Source organism: Nostoc sp. 'Peltigera membranacea cyanobiont' 213 (assembly GCF_002245975.1).
Classification (GTDB): domain Bacteria; phylum Cyanobacteriota; class Cyanobacteriia; order Cyanobacteriales; family Nostocaceae; genus Nostoc.
This window is the reverse complement of record NZ_NOLI01000132.1, coordinates 1-21,669: the sequence shown is the minus strand read 5'-3', so window position 1 is coordinate 21,669 and position 21,669 is coordinate 1. Positions and strand designations below refer to the sequence as shown.

The window sequence follows — 21,669 nt, the reverse complement described above, 5'->3', positions numbered from 1 at the left end:
CCAATCCCCAGTCCCCAGTCCCTAGAATTATGCAACGTCGTCATATAGATGAAAGTCCTATCCGTTTTGATTTGTGGCGGCGACGCTTGCCAAATTGGTTACAGCGCTTCCTACCAAGTGGTGGCGGTACTCATGAAGATCGTCATGGTAAAGGAATGTTTGGATTTACCATCTTCCTGCTGTCAGAAAGCATTATCTTTTTGAGTTTTATCTTTACTTATGTTGCTCTACGACTGACTACTAATAACTGGCTACCACCGGGTATTTCTGGGCCGGAATTATCTACACTTGTGGTTATTAATACGGTAGTATTACTTTCTAGTAGCTTTGTCATTCAACCAGCAGAAAATGCCCTCAAGCGGAATCAACTTAGCAAATTTCGCTGGCTATGGCTGATAACGATCGCAATGGGAAGTTACTTCTTAGTTGGTCTGTTAATTGAGTGGAAAAGTCTCGATTTTAAGATTACTACAGGCTTAGTTGGTTCGACATTTTACTTACTAACAGGCTTCCACGGTCTACACGTTCTGGCTGGTGTTGTGCTTCAGATAATTATGCTGATTCGCTCATTCATTCCAGGCAACTATAATCAGACTCACTTCGGTACAAGTGCGACTACTCTGTTTTGGCATTTTGTTGATGTAGTTTGGGTCTTTCTTTTCTCGCTTATCTATCTTTGGCGGACATAAAAAAATCAGAAATCCCATTGTTTTAAGGAGTAATTTGATGAATTTATTCTTACAAGAGATCCCAGCCTCAGAACGCGCCCCAAAAACAATTCAAGAAACTCCAGCACCAGGTAATGACCCACTAATTGCACGCGGGTTACAAAAAGAGCAATATGTTGGCATTATTGGGCTAGCGATCGCTCTGATTGCTGCTGTAGGATTTTTTAGTCGCAGAGTTGAATACGCTATTGCATTGGCTGTGTTCCTCAGCGCTATTGTGATAGCTTTGTTTTTATTCATCTAGCAAAGCTTTGATTAATTAAATATTCTAATTTCACAAGATTTACGAGGGATTTTATGAACAGCCCAGTCTATCAAACTGTGATTGTCGGCGGTGGTTTTGCAGGTCTATTTACAGCCTTACACTTAGCTCACGAACATTATCCTCGTTCTGTTATCTTGATTGATAAAGACGAGCGCTTTTGCTTTAAGCCGCTACTATATGAATATTTCGATGGCGAGATGGATAACTTTCAGGTAGTCCCACGTTTTTCGGAACTACTTAAAGGTAGTGGTGTCATCTTTGTGCAAGATACAGTGGAATCGATAGACTTGCATCAACGGGAAGTCAAATTAACTTCAGGAAACTCCTATAACTACAGCAACTTAGTATTAGCTTTGGGGAGTGTTACTGGCTATCATCAGGTTGAGGGTGCGAATGTTAATGCCTTTCCTTTCTGGACGCAAGCAGATGCGATCGCTCTTGAGAGACATTTACGTGACTGTTTACAAAAAGCAATTAAAGCTGAAGATTCAGAACAACGCCGTCAACTATTAACAGTAGTCGTAGTTGGTGGTGGTGCTAGTGGTGTGGAAATGGCAGCCACTTTAGCTGATTTTCTCCCACATTGGTATAGCGCCTTGGGAGGAAATTCGAGTGAAATTCGTGTAGTACTACTCAATCATGGTAAAGAAATCCTCGATGGCGATATTAATAACCCATTGCGTGAAATTGCAGAACGGGAATTGAAGAAACGTGCTGTGCCAATAGAGATAATTGTGGAAGCTGAAGCGACTGCTATTCTTGCCAACTCAATTCAATATAAGCATAAGAATAAAATAGAGACATTAGCAACACATACTACAGTTTGGACTGCTGGCACTTCTACCCATCCACTAATTAAAAACTTGCCAATTCCTCAAGAACATCGGGATCGTCGCGATCGCCCCTTAGTGACTCCCACCTTGCAATTGCTCGATTTCCCAGAAGTGTTTGTCGGTGGTGATTGTGCAGCAGTTCAGGATAATTCGCTACCACCTACGGCTCAAGTAGCTTATCAGCAAGGAGCTAATATTGCCCATAATTTGAAAGCGATCGCTCTTGGGAAAGAACTCAAACCTGTTAGTGTTAACATCCGAGGAACCCTTTTGAAATTAGGGATAAATCATGCTGCTGCTAACCTTTTCAATGCTTTTGAAGTTTCAGGCGAAACCGCGCATTTAATCCGTCAAGGCACTTATTTAACGCTCTTGCCAACAGCAATTCATGACTTCAAAGCCACAACTGAATGGGTGGATGAAGAGATTTTTCACCATCACCTCGATCCTCATGATGTCGGGAAAAAAGTGGTGCAAGCGGTGGAAATAGTCGGTGTAGGAGTCGTGGGTCTTCTCGCTGCGAGAAAATTACTGAAAATGTTGGGAGATGAAGATAAAGGGGAGTAGAGATTGATAAAAGGAGCATTGGTTGATGAATATGCCTAGTAAAACCTCTGTACAGGTACAAAAAATTCGAGCTATTGGATTAACGGTGACAAGCTGCAATCGCTCTGTTGATTTCTACACGCAAGCGCTGGGGTTTGAACTAGTTTCTGATATCACAGTTGAAGGACAAGATTACAGCGACTTGCAAGGGATAACTGAGGCAAAAATTCGCATTGTCACCTTACAACTAGGTGATGAACTCATCGAGTTGATGGAGTATCTCAATATTAAGGGAAAACCCATCCCCAAAGATTCTCAAAGTAATGACATTTGGTTTCAACATTTCGCAATTGTGGTGAGTGATATGGATCGCGCTTATGCACAAGTGTGTTCATTTCCGATTGAACCCATTTCAGTTGCTCCGCAGACAATCCTATCCGATAATGAAACATCTGGTGGTGTCCGCGCCTTTAAGTTTAAAGACCCTGATGGTCATGATTTAGAGTTAATTTGGTTTCCTGCCGATAAAGGACAAGACAAGTGGCATCAGGACACGAATCGCTTGTTTTTGGGAATCGATCATAGTGCGATGTCTACGACGGGCTACGCCTACGCAGTTTCTAACACCGAGCAGAATATATACTTTTACCGCGACCTCCTAGGAATGCAAGTCGATAGCCGCAATCTTAACTGGCGTGCAACCCAAACGAGCTTAGATAATTTGCCAGGAGCCAAAGTCCGAATTACATCACTGCGACCTGCTCAAGGCGGCTTAGGGATTGAATTGCTAGACTATCTCGTGCCTGGAAAAGGTCGTCCTATACCGAGTGACTGGAAAAGTTCTGATATTGCACACATGCAAATTGAGCTTGTTGTCAATGACATTGAGCAGGTGGTAGAGATATTGCGGCAGAATGAAGTTCAGTTTATATCACCACGGGTTGTACAGTTTACTGATAGTGGAAGTCCTTATCGCAAGGGTTGTTTAGTTAAAGACCCTGACGGACATGCAATTTTAATAATTGCGGAATAACAGCAAAGCTCATCGGCGAAGATAATCAAACACACTGGATTAAGAATTTTCAATGATGTATCTTTCAATTTGTAAAATTGCTTGATCGATTGCATTAATAATTCCATCAACAGCATTTTTCTGCTGCTCTAACGGTGTAAGCTGTTGCGCTAAAGCACGGCGATCGCCATCACGATTAATTGTTTGAATAGTTCGTACAACGCGACCGATACTACCACCACCTCTGATTTTAGAGCCTCTTTGACGAACTCTATCTGTATATTCTGCACGGATTATCTTCTGCTGTTGAGATATTTCTCTTTTTACGAAAGCATACTCTTTCTTTTTTAGCTTCAATTCTTTGATTGCTATTTTAGCTTCTGCCGATGACTGGAATGAAATATGTAATTGACTGTCAATATCAATTGTCACAAAGCTGCTTTTATCGGGCAACATACTTTTGTGTTCAGTAACTTTATTATATCTAGTATAACTTTAAATCAGTATCGAAATCAAAATAGTGTCTAAATTGACACTGAACATTAATAGAATATTATCCTCATACAGTTTCACTCCTTCGAGGACTAGGGTTTGACAGTTATCCACCTCAAGGCAGGAGTGATTGCAGCAGGCTTCACTTATTTATACTAGATTTTTAGCGTTCTTCTTTGCGCCATTGCGCGGCATAAAAAGGTATATTTACCTGAAAATAGCTATGTTCACCGTCCAAAAATGAGAGTATCTAGGGAATAAGCACCAGGGCCTAAAACCGCGATCGCAATTAGCATGACGCAGTACATAAACGCTTTTTCCCAACTTGGCGGTTCGCCTTTGCCTAAAGGGCCTTTATACTGGTCTTCTGGAATTAAGTATGGATCTTGAGCTACAAAAGGTTTACTTCCAGAAATATCTAAATATATCGCAAAAATCATTGAGCAGAGAATGGGCAAAGTGTCTAAAAGTGTCAGGAATCCAATAATTAGAAAAATTCCGCCACCTACCATAGATGCAGCTGATAAAAAGCAAAGAACGACAGGCGTTTTTAGAGACTCAGCCCACTGCTGAAGATGCGTTATCTTCGGATAGCCATGTAATATAAACAACCAGCCAAGACTAACTCTTAGCAGGAAAAGTGCTAATCCGGGAAATCCGTCAGGATACACAGGAGAGAGTGAACTTAACAAGTGTGGACTTAGCTGTGGGAAATTAAATGAACCGAGAAAAAAAGCGATCGCTACACCAGTCGCAAATTTATAAATCATTGCTGTACACCACGGGTATTAAGGTCGATAGCATATAAGGAATGACCGGCTGTGATAAAAAGGCGATCGCCTTCGTTACCACCGAAAGTCAGATTAGTGGGTGTCTCCGGTACAAGAATTTTTCCCAACTGAGTCCCATCGGGGGCGTATATCTGCACGCTATCTTCAGAACTAGTAAAAACATTACCGTACTTATCCACCCGAAATCCATCGGGTTGTCCTGGTTCGATGACTGCAAACACACGGCCATTCGTCAAATGGCGATTGCCCACGAACTCATACACGCAGATGTCATGAGGCCCCCCAGGTATATTAAACGCAGCTGTATCTGAAACATACAGGAGGCTTTCGTCTGGACTGAAAGCCAGCCCATTCGGACGCATCATATCCGTTACTACTGGATAAATCTCACCTGTTACTGAATCAAAGCGGTATACAAAATTTCCGGGTTGTTCCTGTTCGCCGCCGTAACCTTGATTTGGCTCGGTGATGCCATAAGGCGGATCGGTAAACCAAATTGTACCGTCACTTTTCACTACTAAATCATTTGGACTGTTCAGGCGTTTGCCTTGGTAGCGATCGACTAAAACCTTCCACTCACCATTGTGTTCGCGGCGGATGATGGCACGCAAGCCAGATGAACACGCAACTAAGCGACCCTCTAAGTCACGGTAATTACCGCTTTGATAATCAGATGGATCGCGTAGGACACTCACATCGTCGCTAGGACTCCAACGTAACAGGCGGTTGCCGTGAGCATCACTCCACACAACACTGTTGTCTTCGTGAAAGTAAACAGGCCCCTCACTATGAACTGCACCGTTGGCTAGCTTTTGGAGTGAAGCATCTAGAGATACAATAGCACGCAAGCGATCGTCGTAAATCTCAATGGTTTTAGCCATAATAATCTCTGCTTATTTAACTTGCTTACTGTCGATAGATAGCAGGTTCAAGTAAATACAAAATTGCTCTCAAAGTACACTTGTGTTTTTTATTAAAACATGTTTTGTGTTAGCTATTAAGTATAATATTTCAGGTATTTTTTATAAATATAATTATTATTGAATAACCTATAATATGCCTCAAACTATAGATATAGTTTATTGTTATTAAAATAATGTTTAAATTAATAAACTATGTTAATCTATTCAAGCGAGCGTTTCTATTAGAAGTCTTTTTCGCTTATAGAAATAACCCATACGGTTCGGTTAAGGTTATTTGATGAAAATAATAGATCCCAAAGACGCGATAAATCGCCGTCAGGACGAAGGACTGATTATTGTAAAGACGGCGATTTATCGCGTCTCTTGCCTTAAGCAAACAGTCTATGCCAAAGTTTTTCCCACTTCTTAGTTAAAAATCTCAGTTAAAACAATTGTTTTCCAAGTTTACCTATGTCCAAAGGCTGAATTTATCATTTGGGATATATACCATTGATGAGTTGAAAATTAAAAATTTGTGACATAAAGTAATTAAAGCGGGCGAGCAAAAATTATCTGAATATCTCTGAATTAATCGGCTTTGCATAAATTGTTCCTAATTTAAAAAATAGAGAAATAGCTTATGGATCTTGGTCTTAAAGGTAAAGTCGCTGTAGTTACTGGAGGTGATTCCGGCATTGGGAAAGCGACAGCTAAACTGCTAGCTCTTGAGGGTGCAAAGGTTACTATTATCGATAAGACTTCAGAAAATCTTCAGCAGGCGACTGAGGAACTGAGAAAGTTTGGAGAAATATTTCCGGTTCAAGCAGACCTCACTCAGCCTAAAGAAATTGAAGCTGCCAAAGAGCAAATTCTTAAGCGCTTTGGAACAGTTCACATTCTCGTTCATGCAGCAGGAATTACAGGTGCTACGGGAGATTTCCTCGAACTGAGTGATGAGGAGTGGTATAAGACAATTGACGTTGACTTGATGGCGACGGTACGCACCTGTCGCGCTTTTATCGGAGCGATGCGTGAAGCTGGTTGGGGAAGAGTCATCCTCATCAGTTCGGAAGATGCACTACAACCCTACCCAGAAGAGATACCTTACTGCGCTTGCAAAGCGGCTGTACTGAATCTTGCTAAAAATTTATCTAAAGCTTATGCAAAAGATGGCGTACTGGTAAATGCAGTTTCTCCTGCCTATATCGCTACCTCAATGACTGACGCAATGATGGAAAAGCGCTCAAAAGAACTGGGTGTCAGCTTTGATGAAGCAGTTAATAGTTTTCTTGATGAACAGCGCCCTCACATCGAACTCAAACGACGTGGTAAACCCGAAGAAGTAGCGGCTGTGATTGCATTCCTTTGCTCTGAGCAATCAAGCTTTGTGGTTGGTTCTAACTATCGGGTAGATGGTGGCTCGGTTGCAAGTTTGTGAAGGAAGCGGATGTAGGGGAATGAATACTTGCGTGCAGTTAGCTGATGGCATCTATGCCGCAGGCGATATTGCCCATTATTGAGAAGAAAGCAGAGATAAAAATAATTTGCAACCTCCTGCATATATTAATGAACATTACAGAACACTACGACATCATCATTATTGGTACGGGAGCCGGTGGAGGTACACTAGCTCACCGCCTCGCACCCACAGGTAAAAAAATTCTAGTGCTAGAACGAGGCGATTTTTTGCCCAGAGAGAAAGCTAACTGGATTCCAGAGGAGGTCTATCAAAAAAACCGTTACCACACAGATGAGGAATGGTATAACAAAGATGGTATTGCCTTTAAACCACAGACAGGCTACTGGGTTGGCGGCAATACCAAACTCTACGGTGCCGCTCTGATTAGATTACGAGAGCGAGATTTTGAAAGGGTAATTCACAAAGGAGGAATTTCTCCAGAATGGCCGCTCAAGTACTCAGACTTTGAGCCATACTACACCCAGGCAGAAAAGCTGTATGATGTGCATGGTCAAGAAGGAGAAGATCCCACCGAACCACCTCGTAGCGAACCATATCCCTATCCGCCAGTGAGTCATGAGCCGGATATGGAGTCTCTTGCTGACGGCATCCGCGAACTGGGTTATTACCCATTTCATCTACCATTAGGATTAAAACTCAATGAAAGCGATCGCACCAAAAGCCCCTGCATTCGCTGCGATACCTTTGATGGATATCCCTGTCTGGTAGATGCAAAAGCCGATGCAGATGTCAATGCCATTCGTCCCACCCGCGAAATGTATGCTAATTTCACCCTTTTAACTAATGCCAAAGTCTTGCGGTTGCACACCAGCGAATCAGGACGAGAGGTGACAAGTGTAGAAACTGAAATTGCCGGGGAGAGGCATTGCTTTGCAAGTGATATTGTGGTTGTTGCCTGTGGTTCTGTCAACTCAGCGGCTTTGTTATTAAGGTCTGCTAACGACAAGCATCCTAATGGATTAGCCAACAGTTCCGCTCAAGTGGGGCGGAATTTCATGAAACAGTTGGAAACCGCGATCGTTTCCATCCATCTAGAAGTGAATCGCGCCAACTTTCAAAAAACGATCGCCGTCAACGATTTTTATTGGGGAGAGCCGGATTTTCCTTATCCGATGGGGATGGTGCAAAATACGGGCAATGTCCTAGCCGATATGATTCCCGCAGAGGCTCCACCGCTTATGGCTCCGTTTGTAAAATTGATTCCTCAGTATGAGCGACATTTGCTTGCGGAAAGATCCGTTGGCTGGTGGTTGCAAACAGAAGATTTACCAGATCCAAATAATCGGATTAGCGTCGTGGGTGACAAGATTCATGTTGAATATACATTGAATAATACCGAAGCAAGCGATCGCTTAATCCATCGTTGGACATCTGTATTAAAATCAATCCCTCACTCCGCTAAACACGCCCTACCATTTAGCCTTTATCCCCGCACAAACTTACCTGAAGAAGCTGTTGCTCATCAATGCGGTACTTGTCGATTTGGCAACGATCCTAAAACCTCAGTCCTTGACATCAATTGCCGTACTCATGATGTTGATAATCTCTATGTAGTAGATAGTAGTTTCTTTCCGTCAAATTCAGGTGCTAACCCGACATTAACGATTATGGCGAATGCGTTGCGCGTTGGCGATAGCATAGCTGAACGCTTGAAATCACAAGGAGGAACATGATGACAAACGATGAACCGCAGATTGAATCTCAACAAATCGGCTCGGTTGCAACAGATTCTCATCCCATAGCTACAAGTTTAGGCGCTGTGGGAGGTGGCGCAGCAGGAGCCGCACTCGGTCACTCAATTGGTGGTAAAGTTGGTGCTGCGATCGCTGGGGTTGCAGGAGCGATCGTCGGTGGCGTTGCAGGTAATCAGCTAGCGGGATACACCGAGGAATTCATTGAAGAACTCCAGCCAACAATTGGATTGAGATTAGGAGCCAATGACAAACCAATTGAACTACCCCGTCACTACACTTGGGAAGAATTACAAGCACTATCAAAACCTCAAGGTGGATAAATCAGGGGAAACGCATCTTATCTACCGAGTTAATGGCGATCGTCCAAGCACGCAAAGGTAGTATTCAAGTTCAAAGTCAACCAGGGCTTTGACTGAGCGAATTGCTTATGACTCGTCTAACCGCCGTTGCCATTCAGCATCAATCTGTGCAGAACGCTCAACTTCCTGGTCGAGTAAGTCAGTTTCGCTAGAATAGACTAAATCTTCCTTACTAATGACTTTTTCTGTGGCAAATTGTTGGGCATAGTTGATTTTTTGTTGCAAAGGTGCATCAGGATCTGCCAATAGCCGCGATCTAGAAAGGCGATCGCGGTTGCGATCGGCAATTTTGGGATTACGCCACCGAATCCAGAAATAACGCAATAACGGTATACCTAAGAAACCTGCTCCGTAAGCCAATAGCAGCCAATAAATTCCTTGCACAAAAGCTACTAGTCCACCCAATTGGACAGCAACAGTGCCATCTCTCAACAAACTTCCTAATACTAAAGCACCAACAAAATTTAATACACCCAACCCCGCACTCAACATAATTTGCCCTGAACTTGCGGCACTAAAACGCCAAGGCAATTCCTCTAAGTAAGGTGAGATTGAATGACGGCGCTTTTTAACTGCACTCACCTGTAACTCTGGGAAGTAATAAACAATTTGTCCTTCGGGACTTACCGCTGGTTGCCCATTAAATCGTGTCAGAACGGGCAGCATGTAATCTTCGTACTCTCTTGTATATCCTTCACCAATATCATCCAAGTATGGGGCAATTTGTTCTGCTACCACTGCGCCACGATTACTCCGAATCACCGTAGCAATTTCTTGCCAGCGACGTTCGTCTAATTTGGCGTTAGGATTCCCATCGCCAAACAAAAATGAAAATATGGCTTCAAAGAAATTCAGATTGCTTTCTTCTCGGCTTCCACGTCGTCGTTCCTGGTAGTGAGTCTCATAATTTGGGCTAAGATACCAGAATAAATTTGGAAAATAGAAGAAACCCCCACCACCAGAATTACTGCCCCGATTGTCGCCGTTACGGTCTGAATTGGCAGCAGTAATGATAATGAAGATAGTAACAGTTATCAGAGCGATGGAAACAGTTAAGAAAATTCCAAAAGAAATGCGAATCAGATAAAACAGTACACTCCAGACCTTTTTCCACCATTCCTGCAATTGTAACTGGAAGTATTTATTACGTAAAATTGCTCGAAAATTTTGAGGAAAAAGGTAAACTATATCACCTGAATCCGCTACCTGCAAATGTCCGCCAGCATCAGATGCCAGGGCCAACAAGCTTTGATTAGCTTCAGCGACGTTCAATCCTGCCTGGGTTGCCACATCACCAACGGTGACACGGTAGCCCAGTTTTTCCACAGCCTGCATGATGGTGGGATTGGGAGCCATTGCTCTCCCCTCCTGTTGAAACTTATTACCCTATTCTTAAGTATAAAGTTTTATTTTGATCGACTTAGCCCAGGTAGGAATAAAGGATGAAATTACATCAATTTGGCAACCCGACATCGAAACAGATAAACCAACAAATGACCTGACACGCAACATGTTATAATTGTTTCCCTCAGCTTGGTTAACCAGCAAATTTTCTGCTCAAATATGGTTCAATATACTCTCGCTCAAAGTCCAGAAATTATCCTTACTGTTTCTGGAAAAGATTCAGCCAAAGCCCGTGATAAAGCAATGGATCAACTGATGGAACTGATGGATGCAGGTAAGCTACCCACGGAACTAGAAGAAGGATTTGGCCCTCAACAATTAATTGAGGTTAAAGAGTCACCTATTGATACTGCTAGCGGTGAGGATACCATTACACAAGCTGTCCAGGTTTTAAGTAACCTAGCTACACTCAAGCTAAAAGTTCAAGAGTCACGATCTGAAGCGTTAGAAATTCGCAAAGCGGTTGACGTTCTATTCACCGATGATTCGGTGACTGAAGAGGAAATTAATCGACTCAAGGAAGGTTTTAAAGTCCTCAAAAATTTTGCTCAAGCTAATGTGCGTTACCAAGAAGCGCGATCTAAAGCAGAACAGGCTCGCCAGATTCTCGATCGAGCTCTCAAATCGCCTGATAAGTAACATTTATAGAATTAGATGCGTTTCAATGCATCTTAAAATATTTAATTAAAAAATCTAGAAGACAGGCTTTCATACCTTTCTTCTAGATTTACTGGGGCGCTAGGATTCGAACCCAGGGATGGCGAGACCAAAACCCGCTGCCTTACCACTTGGCGACGCCCCAACGCGCTTACTCTAGTTAATATAACACTTAGTCCTAGGTTAATGTCAAGTACTTTAATGGTTTATTTCAGATAATGGATTTTTACTATAAAATTTAAGCTCAAAAAGCTGCCCCTAGCTTTGATATTCAAAGCTAGGGGCAACTAGATTATTTCTTTTCACTTTTTCTTAATCCCCAGTCTCGTGAAGGAAGACTGCTGCAATCCGACTTGATGATAGTAGTTGCTTTGTAGCCAGCCATAGAAATAGTGGAATGGTCTTAGCATAGCGGCTGCAAAGTCGGCGCGGTTCTTGAATCCATCGATACAGCCATTCAAGTCCTAAGTCTCGAATTATGCGGGGCGCACGCTTGTGAATTCCTGCATAAACTGGAAAAACTCCACCCAGTCCAATCATCACAGCTTGTATCTTACCCTTATGTTGAGCTATCCAATTTTCTTGCTTAGGACATCCCAGGGATACCAAGACGGCACTGGCACCACTAGAATTAATCTTTTTAACCAAAGCTTCGTCTTCAGTTTCAGTTAGGGGACGAAAGGGTAGAGGCTCCATCGCCGCAATCTTCATCTGTGGAAATTCCTTCTCTAACCTTTTTTGCATCCTAGAGAGAATTTCTGTTTGGGAACCGACAAAGAAAATACTAAGATTTTGTGTTTGAGTTCGCTGACACAATGCCAGAAAGATATCCATCCCAGCTACACGGTCTTGGTGAGACGCGCCCATTTTTCGCATCATCCATACAAGAGGCATACCATCAGGAGTAACTATATCTGCATTTCGCAATACGGTAGCAAATTCTGGATTCCAATGAGCTTCAATGAGCATGTGTACATTGGCTACATACACACTTTTACTTTCACGCCTACTTGCCCACTTCAGTATTGTTTGTATCTGAAGGTCAAAGCGTAAAGCAGTAATAGGAAAATCAAGCACTTTTTTAGTAGGTAGAGGCACTCTTGCCACCATCAATAACTCCTGTGTCCAAGAAAAAAATCCATAGATTACATAGACCATTCCAAATATTGAATAATTCGGATTGGATGACTCCTGACTTTTTGTAGGCTTGTCTCATCATTGGAAGTTAACACGTGGAGGTGCAATTGCGTTCTTAGTATACTTTTGGCTTAAGTCAGTAATACTAGATTTACTTGCTGTTGTGTCCTAGCTTACTGTTTTAAGCTAAAGATTTAAGAGGTTGGTTGACAAAATTCATCCTTTCTTCATAATTAATTTTTGATTAGTTTATGCAAGCATTACAATTGCGATAAATTCTTATAGAAAATTTGTCACTGAGTAACATATTTTACGTAATTCTTGCTTGAAAAAGTTAAGATATCAGCTACTCAGTTTGCTGATTTTGACACGTAAGTATGCGCTTAAGAGGTTTAATTTTAGTTAGTATATTTTAAATAATTGCGAATAAATTTTTATCGCAATCTTCCAATGCTACAACAGATTCAATTTTGTCTATGTATTGAAAAATACCTAAGCTTGATTTCTTTCTGAAATAAAAACTCAAAAAAGAAGGGGAAGATAAACTTATCTTCCCCTGCTCTATTATTTTTGTTATTCTCTGGTTTGTTAGCTTCTTTAAGCCTTTGCCGTAACATTTGCCTTTGCTTTTTGAGTTGTCGCTTCCTAGCAGAACCACCTCTGCCTTTGTCATTTCTGCCTTCTTTACGGGGAGATTCCCATCTTTTGAGGCGCATAATTTATAACCTCTTTACTATTTACTTGATAGTGGGCAGGAGGAGAATCGAACTCCTATGACCGTAAGGCCGCCACATTTTGAGTGTGGTGCGTCTACCAATTCCGCCACCCGCCCATTAGATCCAACTTAACTATCATACTCTAGTTAAGGGATTTTGTCACAACTTTGAAATTTAATTCTCAAAGTTTTTTTTGGAATCATAGCTCTAATAACCATAAGGGACTTCCAACAAATAAATTACCCAATCTTGTGGGGTGAGTATTTTTTTATTTGGAAGTCCCTAATATTAAGACTTAAAGACGTGGCAAGGTCAATAAACTAGGGTTAATATCCTGTAGTTTTGCACAGCCGCTAAGTGCCATCCCTATATTCAACTCATCTTGTAACAGTGAGATGACGTGAGATACACCGACTTGTCCTGCTACTGCTAGTCCCCATAAAATAGGTCGTCCGATTAGTACTGCTTTTGCCCCTAACGCCAGAGCTTTGAGAATGTCTGTACCTCTGCGAATGCCCCCATCTAGCAGCACTTCTACTTTACCATCCACTGCTGCTACTATTTCAACTAGGGCATCTAGAGAAGCGATCGCACCATCGAGTTGTCTGCCACCATGATTGGAAACAACAATTGCTTTCGCTCCATATTCTACAGCCCGCACAGCATCATCTCCCCGTAAAACTCCTTTGATAACTAAAGGTAGTGGAGACAAAGATTGCAACCATTCCAAATCGTCCCAAGTTACCGCTGGGTTTAGCTGTTGGGCAAAATAGGTAAATAACCCAGATTCGCCTTTTTCATGGGAAATATCTAGCCCTGAGATGGTGGCAAGATTAGCCAAATGTAAGTCTAGAGGTAAAGCAAACTCGTTACGTCTATCTCTCTCCCTCTGTCCGAGAACAGGTGCATCTACTGTCAGACAAAGTGCTTTGTACCCAGCTTTATAGGCTTTTTCTACCAAAGCACGAGTTAATCCTCGGTCTTTATGAATGTAAAGCTGGAACCATCGCAGAGAATCTGGAAATTTATCACACGCAGTCGCTACTTCTTCAATGCTCTTGGTGGACATTGTACTTAATACCATACCTATACCAGCTGATGCGGCGGCTAGAGCCGTAGCCACTTCTCCGTCTGGATGGGCTAGACATTGAAAAGCCATCGGCGCAATTAACAAAGGTAGTTGCAGGGGTTGTCCTAAAATGGAAGTAGTGAGATTGCGATCGCTAACATCAACTAATATCCGAGGTCGTAACTTGACTCGCTCAAAGGCAGCACGATTATCTCGTAATGTGATTTCATCCCAAGCACCACTGCTATAGTAATCGAGGGTCATTTGAGACAGATGCTCTTTTGCTAGCTTTTCGTACTCAAAGAGATTTATGGGTTGAAAGCGATGGTCGTTGGGTACAACTGTCATGGTAGAGGCTGTAGGTTAAGCAATGGGATGTTTTTTAATCCGATTGTTCGATTTATTAGTAACTGAGTTATTTTAAAGGAACCTTTCTAATAATTCTTCTCTGGATAGTTGCAGTAATAAAGGAGTAAATTCCTCTGGAGATAATGTCAATAAAGCTTCTGTAATTACTCTTAGTTCTGCATCTAACGAACCAAAGCGAACTCGCAACAAATTCTCTATCAGATTACGACGTTCTACTTGAATTCCTTCTTGAATTCCTTCTTGAATCCCTTCTTGTTTAACTTCTGCTAATTTTTGCTCGTAAATAGGTGATAAGCGCATAATTAAATCTCTATCCTCCTCGTCTATATTTTGATTGAATTCTAAGGTAGTCTTTAGATTCAATAATAAATCAATTGCTTTGGAACGTAAGGGATTACTTTGGGGCCTTTGCTCCAATTAAAAATTATTAATTAAAAATTCCAAGATGCTTTAGAACGAGCCAGCGCTGCGGTATCAGTGGGGGCTTGTAGCTAAAATTAATTAAAAATTAATCAAGAAGAATAATTTTTAACTTTTAATTAAAAAAGGTCATTAGCTGATTTTTGGGCTGAACCAGTATTTTACATCACAGTGCGTAGGCGTAGCCCGTTGTAGACATCGCCCAGAGCTTATCTGAAGAAATTTCGTAATTGCGATCGCATTACTAACTCTACCAGTTTCGCCATCCACCTTTGGGGGCAACTTCATTACTTCTAGACTTCAATCCATGACTTTGGATTAAAGATTGATATTCTGTGCTGCTTGCCCAACGGTCAATTTCTCGTGCCCGTAGCACTGGCACTGGATGGGTTAATTGGGCTGTGCGGGCGGCTTTGACCATTTCACCTAATTCGGTCTTGCTAATGTCATCATAAGCGCGGGCTTGGGCAACAAAGGCATCGAGATTTAGCTGTGGCGCTAAAGTCGGGGAACCACCCGCCAGCTTCATCAACACTGACATCACAACTTTCGGATCTTGGGTTGCTAGTAATGCGGCGCGATCGCAGGTAAACTCAGCACAGCGCACCCATTCTAAAAGCTGTGCCTGTATCGCTTGAGCAACGAAGGTTCCGACATTGGGCACAATCGCCGCAGCTAATATTAATAAATTTACAGGGGTCAAGTAAACGCTATGGTCACACTTGAGATGTCCCAACTCGTGGGCAATTACTGCCTGGATTTCCTCTGGGGTGAGGATATCAATTAGGGATGTGTGGATCACCACAAAGGGCTGTTTACCCCGCACAGCAAAAGTATAGGCGTTGGGAGCCGGATGTTGGCGGACGTACAACTGGGGAGGTTCTATATCCAGAATTTCACAAGCGTTTAACAATAGCTTGTGTAAATCTGGTAGTTGTTTTTCACCCACCAGAATGCTGGAAGCAATATTTTCTACATAGAAAACCTGCTCTGCCATTGGCCCGAGCCAATTTCGCACCAACATATCTATGCCTGGGATTTGCTTGAGCGTTTTAGTAGCTTCCAGGTCTAACGGATGACGAAATGAGTCAGCTTTTAAACCAATCAGAGGGGTTTTGAAGAAAGACATAGTGCAACAAGCTATAAAAAACACAACTATGGAATCTGGCTGGTTAAATAAACAGCCACCCACAGTTAGTATAACGATTTAACCAGGGTGGGCAGGGGAGCAGGGGGAGAAAATTTTACCTTGTCTCCCCGAAATTTTGAGCGCCGGAAGTTGGCGTTTAGATTTCTCTCTTCCCTTGTTTCGCCGTCAGTCTCAACCTATCAATTTCAACTTGAAAGGCTAGTGATGCTGGCAGCGATTTCGGCATCTGCTGATGTTTCGCCCACACGGAGGATTTTAGCTCCCAATTGCTGCAACTTCATATCGAGTCGATCGTAGCCGCGATCGAGGTGCTGTAATCCCTGAATTGTGGTTTGTCCTTCTGCCGCTAGTCCGGCAATAACTAATGCAGCTGATGCTCGTAAGTCTGTGCCTAATACGGGTGCGCCAGATAATTTTGGCACTCCCCGAACGAAAGCAGCGTTGCCTTTGACACGAATATCTGCCCCCAAGCGATTCAACTCTGAGGCATGACGCAAGCGATTTTCAAAGACGGATTCGTTAATCACACTGTCGCCTTCGGCCAATGTCAGCAAAGCCATGAATGGCGCTTGCATATCTGTGGGAAAACCCGGATGGTATTGAGTTTCAATATCCGTAGCTTTGAGGGTTTCTGCTGGCAGAATGTGTAAATGTTCCGGCTTATCCTCGATTATTGTCACCCCAATATCCCGCAGCTTGGCAATCACTGGGATAAGATGTTCTGGAGCCACAGGTGAGAGGGTAAGTTCGGAACGGGTAATTGCTGCTGCCAATAAAAATGTCCCGGCCTCAATGCGATCGGGGATAATACTGTAATCAACAGAATGCAATTTGGGGACTCCTTCAACAATAATCCTGCTAGTCCCCGCCCCTTTGATTTTCGCTCCCATCGCGTTACAGAAGTTAGCTAAATCAACTACTTCTGGTTCTCTGGCTGCATTTTCGATAATGGTTTCACCCTCTGCCAGGGTAGCCGCCATCATCAAGTTTTCCGTCGCTCCAACGCTGGCGATATCTAAGTAAATCTTCGCACCTTTTAATCTCCGGCTGCTGCCAGGGACATAGGCGTTACAAATGCCATGCTCAATCTGTACCTCAGCGCCCATTGCTTGCAGTCCGCGCACATGCAAGTCAACTGGTCTTGCCCCAATAGCACAACCGCCTGGTAAGGGCATCTGCGCTACTCCCAATCTGGCAAGAATAGCTCCAATGGCGAAAAAACTCGCCCTCAGTTGGGTAACTAGTTCGTAGGGAGCTTTTGATGTTTTAATTTCGCTGGCGTTGATGTCTAAAATATCGCCTTGCCGGGTTAAACTTACACCCAAAGCCGATAATACCTGACCCATCCGCTCTACGTCCGCTAATAAGGGGACATTACGGATACGACAATCGCCTGGACAAAGTAAGGCTCCAGCCATTATTACCAATGCTGCATTTTTTGCCCCGCTAATTTTCACATGACCACGCAAAGGATGCCCGCCCCAAATTTGCAAGACTGAGGAGTCTGCTTCGGGAGCAATTTTGGCATCTGGTAAGCTGGTAGAAGGATTGATAAGCCTACCTCCAAAAGTAATACGTATTTTATATGTTTGAAGTTGGTTTTGATTCTACAGTAAAGATTCAAATTGTCCACGTTTTGAGGCAACATCTTCCATCAAAAAATTGCTTTTTGAGGAAAAATAAAGGCTATGAGTGAGTGATAGCAAGCTTTTTAAGATTTTTAAAAATTTAATAAAAAGGAGCGAATAAGTAGTAGTTTTAAGCAAAATTAAATACTCAGTAAAATAACTTAAGTGTTCTCTAAAAATCAATGCTGTACAGTTCAGTTAATATTTTGATTCGACCTAATCCGCAGAAAAACTCGTGAAAAATTTCAGATTTTTCACGAGTTTTTCTATTTTTACTTGACAAAGATAAAATTTTACGTCATAATAATAAAATTGTCGATAAAGACAAGTACCAGCGGAACTGGCGGAATGGCAGACGCGCTAGATTCAGGTTCTAGTGCCGCAAGGCTTCCGGGTTCAAGTCCCGGGTTCCGCATATCATCAATTTTGGATTTTAGATTGCCAATTTTAGATTAATCCAAAATCCAAAATATAAAATAGTGTTAACCAGTTTACAAAATTCTCTAGTTAAGCAGATTCGCAAACTCCACTCCACCAAGGAGCGACATAAACAGCAGTTATTTTTGCTGGAAGGGACGCACCTGTTAGAAGAAGCTTTTGCGGTTAATTACCCACTAGAAACAGTATGTTGTACTCCCGATTGGCAAGAAGCCCACTTGTCACTCTGGGAAGAGGCTTGTGCTAAAAGCGATCGCACCGAGATTGTCAGCGAGGAAGTATTAAATGCGATCGCTACTACAGTCCAACCAGATGGTGTGGTGGCAACGGCAAAACGAAGTGATAGCCAAACTCAACTACCATTTACTGGATTAGTTCTAGCTTTAGAAACGGTGCAAGATCCGGGAAACCTGGGGACGATGATTCGCACTGCGGCGGCGGTGGGAGCATCAGGTTTGTGGGTAAGTGGAGATAGTGTAGATTTAGACAGTCCGAAAGTTCTTCGGGCTTCAGCAGGGCAATGGTTTCGCCTAGCAACGGCTGTAACGGAGGATTTAAAAGCTACAGTTCAACAAAGTCAGCAAGCAGGAATGCAGGTAGTGGCAACCTTACCCAGTGCGACTTTAACTTATTGGGATGTGGACTGGCGCAAACCCAGTCTGATTTTACTAGGAAATGAAGGTGCTGGATTGTCAGCAGATTTATTAGCGATCGCAGATAAACAAGTCAGAATCCCTTTGAGTCCTGGGGTAGAATCTTTGAATGTGGCGATCGCAGCTGCTTTAATGTTGTACGAAGCTCGGCGGCAAATGAGACGCGATTAATCGCGTCTGGACAAAAGAGACGTGATGAATCGCGTCTGTACAGGAGTTAAAACTCATGACTTTTCTTGAGTTTTTGTCTTTTCTTCAAGATATTGTTCAATATCAGCAACTGCGTCCTCAAGGGCCGCTAAATCAATAGCGATCGAGTCTTGAGCGAGTTCGACTTCACTGAGACTAGGAGTATGCAGTTCGGGGAGTGGTGAGATTTCTTCTTCCTCAGTTGAAATTTCTTGTAAGATATCTTCCAACTGATCGAGGGATTCTTGAAACACTCGATCGGCGACGCGGCGCTGTTGTGGCTGAATTGGCTCCATAATATTGACTTGAAAATCCTGATTTACTGACCTAATTTTGATTGCAGTTTCAACAGATTTAAATTTTGTATTTATAACATCATAGTTGTGTGCTGTATCAACTTTAGCAGTGGTTATCAAGAATATCGATACTTGGCTTTGGTCACTTTTGCCAAGCCGTCTCCAATTCTTGGGACTTGTATTTTTGTAAAGACTATGGAATCCTCCTAAGACAAATTACTTTAATTCGACCGAGAATCCGTAGTATAGTATTGAGTATGCGATCGCCTCCGACGGGCGGGTACGCCATCGCAATCTTGTGATAACTCATATTTAGGCATACTGCGCGTCTACGCATTTACAAGGAAAGTATTTTATGAGCAACGTACAACTTTACTTTGCTAAAGCCTCCACCTTTTCCCAAAGAACCCGTGTGGTTTTACTAGAAAAAGGAATTGACTTTAGCAGCACCGAAATTGACTTACAAAACAAACCAGATGGCTACACACAGATTTCGCGCTACGGCAAAGTCCCTGCAATCAAACATGGGGATATCGAAATTTATGAGTCTGCCATCATCAACGAATATCTCGAAGAAGTCTTTCCAGAACCAGCTTTATTACCCCACGATCCAGGTGCTAAAGCGATCGCTCGCATCTGGATTGACTATGCCAACACTCGCTTTGTACCAGCCTTTAACAAATTTCTCCGTGGTAAAGATGCTCAGGAACAGGGACAAGGACAAAGAGAGTTTTTGGAATCGCTATTGTACATTGAGCAAGAAGGACTAGGTAAGCTTTCTGGTAATGGCCCCTACTGGTTAGGAGAGCAGCTGAGTTTAGTTGATATCAGCTTCTATCCTTGGTTTGAACGCTTGCCCCTCCTAGAACACTTCCGCAATTTCACCTTACCAACAGAAACCCCTCGCTTGCAGAAATGGTGGAATACTCTGCGATCGCGCGAGTCAATTCGGGCTGTAGAAAATCCTCCAAGCTTCTATTTAGAAAGATTTGCCAAGATTCTTGGTGCGCCCACTCCCGTTGCTTCTGCTCAAAAGTAGGGAATAGATTACAGTCAAATGCAACGGAACGAAGCGCTACTCATTAAATGTTTTGACTCAGCAGAGGAAGGTTTGGCGCGGTTCGCCGCCCACACCGCATTCGATGACCCAACAAGCCAGCCAGATGCCCCGCCACGTGAGAGTATCGAGTTGCGGACGCTGGTTTTCTATGCCGCATAATTAGCAGAGGGGTAGGGGAGCAGAGAGGCAGGGGAGGCAGGGGAAGAAGAACTATTCATCAATGCCTAATTCCCAATGCCCCTTTACTGCGACTCAAATCTTGCTTGAAAGAAGCGGAGATACTTCGGCTCATAAATCATTTTGAGTCCGCGTAGGCGATCGCGTTCAGCGCAAGTAGTAATTTTTAATGGCCTTATTTGTTACACCATTATTTACCTACCATTTCACTCTTAGTTGTGTTTATTTTCAAGTCTAGATAAATCACGAGTGAAAAGGAAATAGAGTCAGTATTTAAGTAGTTTTTGATTTAAAAAACACTAAGTTTTATACGGGGTTAAGACAACGTTAAGAATTCTCTCAAAATCACAAAATTTCGGAGTGTAAACAGTTACGTATGGGAAAATCAAGTTAAGCATCGACAAATATCTTTTTGTAAACTTTTGTTCGTTTTTTAGATTGGTAATGCGTTAAGACATACGCATTATCGTAAACATCACTGCATTAATTAATTTAAATCTTTGTTGGTTAGTCTCTGGGAATTAGCAAATAAAGGCTGATACTCCCAAAGATGAACTTTTCTTTACTCAATGCAAGCTTAATGCCTTGAGTCAGTTCAAATTTAATAAAAATTGGAGGTTATAAAATGGCAATTCGGAATAACTTAGTTACCAATTTCTGGCAAAGAGTACAAAAAGATTCAGTTAGTTGGGGATCGTTAGCTCTTTGGATCGGTGCATTAACTGTTCTATTAGTAATGCTTACCATGTTTTCTAACGCTTAGGTTATTCTAGTTCCTGGGCAACAGCCTGGGAACTAAGATAGGGTAGACTTTCATCCCTATAAAACTCAGATTTATGAACTACAAACTTCTGATAACAGTTGTAGTGCTAGCTACTACTAGCTTTGTTTCTCCTGTTAAATCTCAAGAACCTACTACCGACACTCCAGCAAAATCGAATCAAGTTTTGAATGCTTGTATCCAAAATCAAGCAGAAACTTTGCCGAATCCCTTTAGTGATGTACCAAAAGACCATTGGGCTTTTAAAGCAGTTATGACTATGCACTACTGTGGTGCATTTCGTAAAGCTACGCCACCAGCTTTATTTAATAAATTGCAACCAACAAATAGCCAGCAGCAACCGCAGAAAGAACCGCAGTTTTAAAAATAAAATAGGAGTCTTATAGCGTTTCCCGGTCTGTTGAGATACAAGAACCCCACCCC

General features: G+C 42.5%; 23 protein-coding genes, 3 tRNA genes and 1 pseudogene. 14 read left to right on the top strand and 13 right to left on the bottom strand.

All coding sequences use genetic code 11. The annotated features are described in order from the left end of the window. The first annotated feature begins 29 nt into the window (after nt 1–29). From CDG77_RS26805 to CDG77_RS26790, 4 genes are read left to right on the top strand one after another with little or no spacing between them, the layout of a single operon-like run. Nucleotides 30–689, top strand: a complete 660-nt coding sequence (locus tag CDG77_RS26805; RefSeq protein ID WP_094332328.1) for a cytochrome c oxidase subunit 3 — start codon at nt 30–32, stop codon at nt 687–689. A 37-nt stretch (nt 690–726) separates the two neighbouring features. Next, complete coding sequence (locus CDG77_RS26800) at nt 727–972, top strand: hypothetical protein (RefSeq protein ID WP_094332327.1); 246 nt, start codon at nt 727–729, stop codon at nt 970–972. Nucleotides 973–1,025: 53 nt separating this feature from the next. After that, a complete protein-coding gene (locus CDG77_RS26795) occupies nt 1,026–2,393 on the top strand; it encodes an NAD(P)/FAD-dependent oxidoreductase (protein ID WP_094332326.1) in 1,368 nt (455 codons plus the stop codon). A 25-nt stretch (nt 2,394–2,418) separates the two neighbouring features. Next, nucleotides 2,419–3,405, top strand: coding sequence for a VOC family protein (locus tag CDG77_RS26790; protein WP_223269993.1), 987 nt, complete (start codon nt 2,419–2,421; stop codon nt 3,403–3,405). Between the two features lie 39 nt (nt 3,406–3,444). Here the strand turns inward: CDG77_RS26790 and CDG77_RS26785 are convergent, their stop codons facing one another. From CDG77_RS26785 to CDG77_RS26775, 3 genes are all read right to left on the bottom strand, one after another. Further along, nucleotides 3,445–3,840 (bottom strand): hypothetical protein, encoded by a 396-nt coding sequence (locus tag CDG77_RS26785; protein WP_094332325.1) that lies wholly within the window; start codon nt 3,838–3,840, stop codon nt 3,445–3,447. A 263-nt stretch (nt 3,841–4,103) separates the two neighbouring features. Continuing rightward, nucleotides 4,104–4,646 carry a DoxX family protein gene (locus tag CDG77_RS26780; protein ID WP_094332324.1) on the bottom strand — a complete coding sequence of 181 codons (543 nt, stop codon included), beginning with the start codon at nt 4,644–4,646 and terminating at the stop codon, nt 4,104–4,106. Then, nucleotides 4,643–5,548: an SMP-30/gluconolactonase/LRE family protein gene (locus tag CDG77_RS26775; RefSeq protein ID WP_094332323.1), complete on the bottom strand. Its 906-nt coding sequence runs from the start codon at nt 5,546–5,548 to the stop codon at nt 4,643–4,645. Before CDG77_RS26775 ends, CDG77_RS26780 begins: the two co-directional genes overlap by 4 nt. 319 nt (nt 5,549–5,867) lie before the next feature. Between CDG77_RS26775 and CDG77_RS38675 the strand changes: the two genes are divergently transcribed. The 4 genes from CDG77_RS38675 (at nt 5,868) to CDG77_RS26760 (ending at nt 9,063) form a co-directional block, all read left to right on the top strand. Continuing rightward, nucleotides 5,868–5,999: a hypothetical protein gene (locus CDG77_RS38675; protein WP_258169504.1), complete on the top strand. Its 132-nt coding sequence runs from the start codon at nt 5,868–5,870 to the stop codon at nt 5,997–5,999. Nucleotides 6,000–6,209: 210 nt separating this feature from the next. Continuing rightward, nucleotides 6,210–7,007, top strand: a complete 798-nt coding sequence (locus CDG77_RS26770) for an SDR family NAD(P)-dependent oxidoreductase (protein ID WP_094332322.1) — start codon at nt 6,210–6,212, stop codon at nt 7,005–7,007. A 128-nt stretch (nt 7,008–7,135) separates the two neighbouring features. Then, nucleotides 7,136–8,722, top strand: coding sequence for a GMC oxidoreductase (locus CDG77_RS26765; protein ID WP_190234075.1), 1,587 nt, complete (start codon nt 7,136–7,138; stop codon nt 8,720–8,722). After that, entirely contained in the window at nt 8,719–9,063 is a 345-nt protein-coding gene (locus CDG77_RS26760) for a hypothetical protein (protein WP_223269992.1), read from the top strand. Before CDG77_RS26765 ends, CDG77_RS26760 begins: the two co-directional genes overlap by 4 nt. Nucleotides 9,064–9,168: 105 nt before the next feature. On the opposite strand, the gene CDG77_RS26755 is transcribed toward CDG77_RS26760, so the two are convergent. Further along, nucleotides 9,169–10,458, bottom strand: coding sequence for a hypothetical protein (locus tag CDG77_RS26755; RefSeq protein ID WP_094332320.1), 1,290 nt, complete (start codon nt 10,456–10,458; stop codon nt 9,169–9,171). A 207-nt stretch (nt 10,459–10,665) separates the two neighbouring features. Between CDG77_RS26755 and CDG77_RS26750 the strand changes: the two genes are divergently transcribed. Next, the gene (locus CDG77_RS26750; protein WP_094332319.1) at nt 10,666–11,145 is read left to right on the top strand and encodes a hypothetical protein; all 480 of its coding nucleotides are present in this window, start codon (nt 10,666–10,668) and stop codon (nt 11,143–11,145) included. Nucleotides 11,146–11,236: 91 nt separating this feature from the next. Here the strand turns inward: CDG77_RS26750 and CDG77_RS26745 are convergent. The 8 genes from CDG77_RS26745 to murA all read right to left on the bottom strand — a co-directional run bounded on the left by CDG77_RS26745 (nt 11,237) and on the right by murA (nt 17,577). Beyond that, nucleotides 11,237–11,308, bottom strand: a tRNA-Gln gene (locus CDG77_RS26745). A gap of 167 nt (nt 11,309–11,475) precedes the next feature. Beyond that, the gene (locus CDG77_RS26740; protein WP_094332330.1) at nt 11,476–12,273 is read right to left on the bottom strand and encodes a WecB/TagA/CpsF family glycosyltransferase; all 798 of its coding nucleotides are present in this window, start codon (nt 12,271–12,273) and stop codon (nt 11,476–11,478) included. A gap of 439 nt (nt 12,274–12,712) precedes the next feature. Next, the gene (locus CDG77_RS26735; protein ID WP_181154177.1) at nt 12,713–12,973 is read right to left on the bottom strand and encodes a hypothetical protein; all 261 of its coding nucleotides are present in this window, start codon (nt 12,971–12,973) and stop codon (nt 12,713–12,715) included. Nucleotides 12,974–13,048: 75 nt separating this feature from the next. Further along, nucleotides 13,049–13,132: transfer RNA gene (locus CDG77_RS26730), tRNA-Leu, on the bottom strand. Nucleotides 13,133–13,311: 179 nt separating this feature from the next. Beyond that, nucleotides 13,312–14,433, bottom strand: coding sequence for an alpha-hydroxy acid oxidase (locus CDG77_RS26725; protein WP_094332317.1), 1,122 nt, complete (start codon nt 14,431–14,433; stop codon nt 13,312–13,314). A gap of 72 nt (nt 14,434–14,505) precedes the next feature. Continuing rightward, nucleotides 14,506–14,754, bottom strand: a complete 249-nt coding sequence (locus tag CDG77_RS26720) for a hypothetical protein (RefSeq protein WP_219852014.1) — start codon at nt 14,752–14,754, stop codon at nt 14,506–14,508. A gap of 370 nt (nt 14,755–15,124) precedes the next feature. Then, entirely contained in the window at nt 15,125–16,003 is an 879-nt protein-coding gene (locus tag CDG77_RS26715; RefSeq protein ID WP_094332316.1) for a M48 family metallopeptidase, read from the bottom strand. A gap of 206 nt (nt 16,004–16,209) precedes the next feature. Continuing rightward, nucleotides 16,210–17,577, bottom strand: a complete 1,368-nt coding sequence (gene murA / locus CDG77_RS26710) for a UDP-N-acetylglucosamine 1-carboxyvinyltransferase (RefSeq protein WP_094332315.1) — start codon at nt 17,575–17,577, stop codon at nt 16,210–16,212. A gap of 409 nt (nt 17,578–17,986) precedes the next feature. Here murA and CDG77_RS26705 point away from each other — a divergent pair. Continuing rightward, nucleotides 17,987–18,067 (top strand) — tRNA-Leu (locus CDG77_RS26705). Nucleotides 18,068–18,131: 64 nt separating this feature from the next. After that, nucleotides 18,132–18,914 (top strand): TrmH family RNA methyltransferase, encoded by a 783-nt coding sequence (locus CDG77_RS26700; protein WP_094332314.1) that lies wholly within the window; start codon nt 18,132–18,134, stop codon nt 18,912–18,914. A 53-nt stretch (nt 18,915–18,967) separates the two neighbouring features. Here CDG77_RS26700 and CDG77_RS26695 read toward each other — a convergent pair whose 3' ends face one another. After that, a complete protein-coding gene (locus CDG77_RS26695) occupies nt 18,968–19,348 on the bottom strand; it encodes a hypothetical protein (RefSeq protein WP_317615938.1) in 381 nt (126 codons plus the stop codon). A 235-nt stretch (nt 19,349–19,583) separates the two neighbouring features. Here CDG77_RS26695 and CDG77_RS26690 point away from each other — a divergent pair, with 235 nt between their 5' ends. The 3 genes and pseudogenes from CDG77_RS26690 (at nt 19,584) to CDG77_RS26680 (ending at nt 21,610) form a co-directional block, all read left to right on the top strand. Beyond that, the gene (locus CDG77_RS26690; protein ID WP_094332313.1) at nt 19,584–20,267 is read left to right on the top strand and encodes a glutathione S-transferase family protein; all 684 of its coding nucleotides are present in this window, start codon (nt 19,584–19,586) and stop codon (nt 20,265–20,267) included. 9 nt (nt 20,268–20,276) lie between these two features. Next, a pseudogene (locus tag CDG77_RS37955) lies at nt 20,277–20,447 on the top strand (CmcJ/NvfI family oxidoreductase); the annotation flags it as partial. An 854-nt stretch (nt 20,448–21,301) separates the two neighbouring features. After that, nucleotides 21,302–21,610, top strand: coding sequence for an S-layer protein (locus CDG77_RS26680; RefSeq protein WP_094332312.1), 309 nt, complete (start codon nt 21,302–21,304; stop codon nt 21,608–21,610). Nucleotides 21,611–21,669 lie beyond the last annotated feature (59 nt).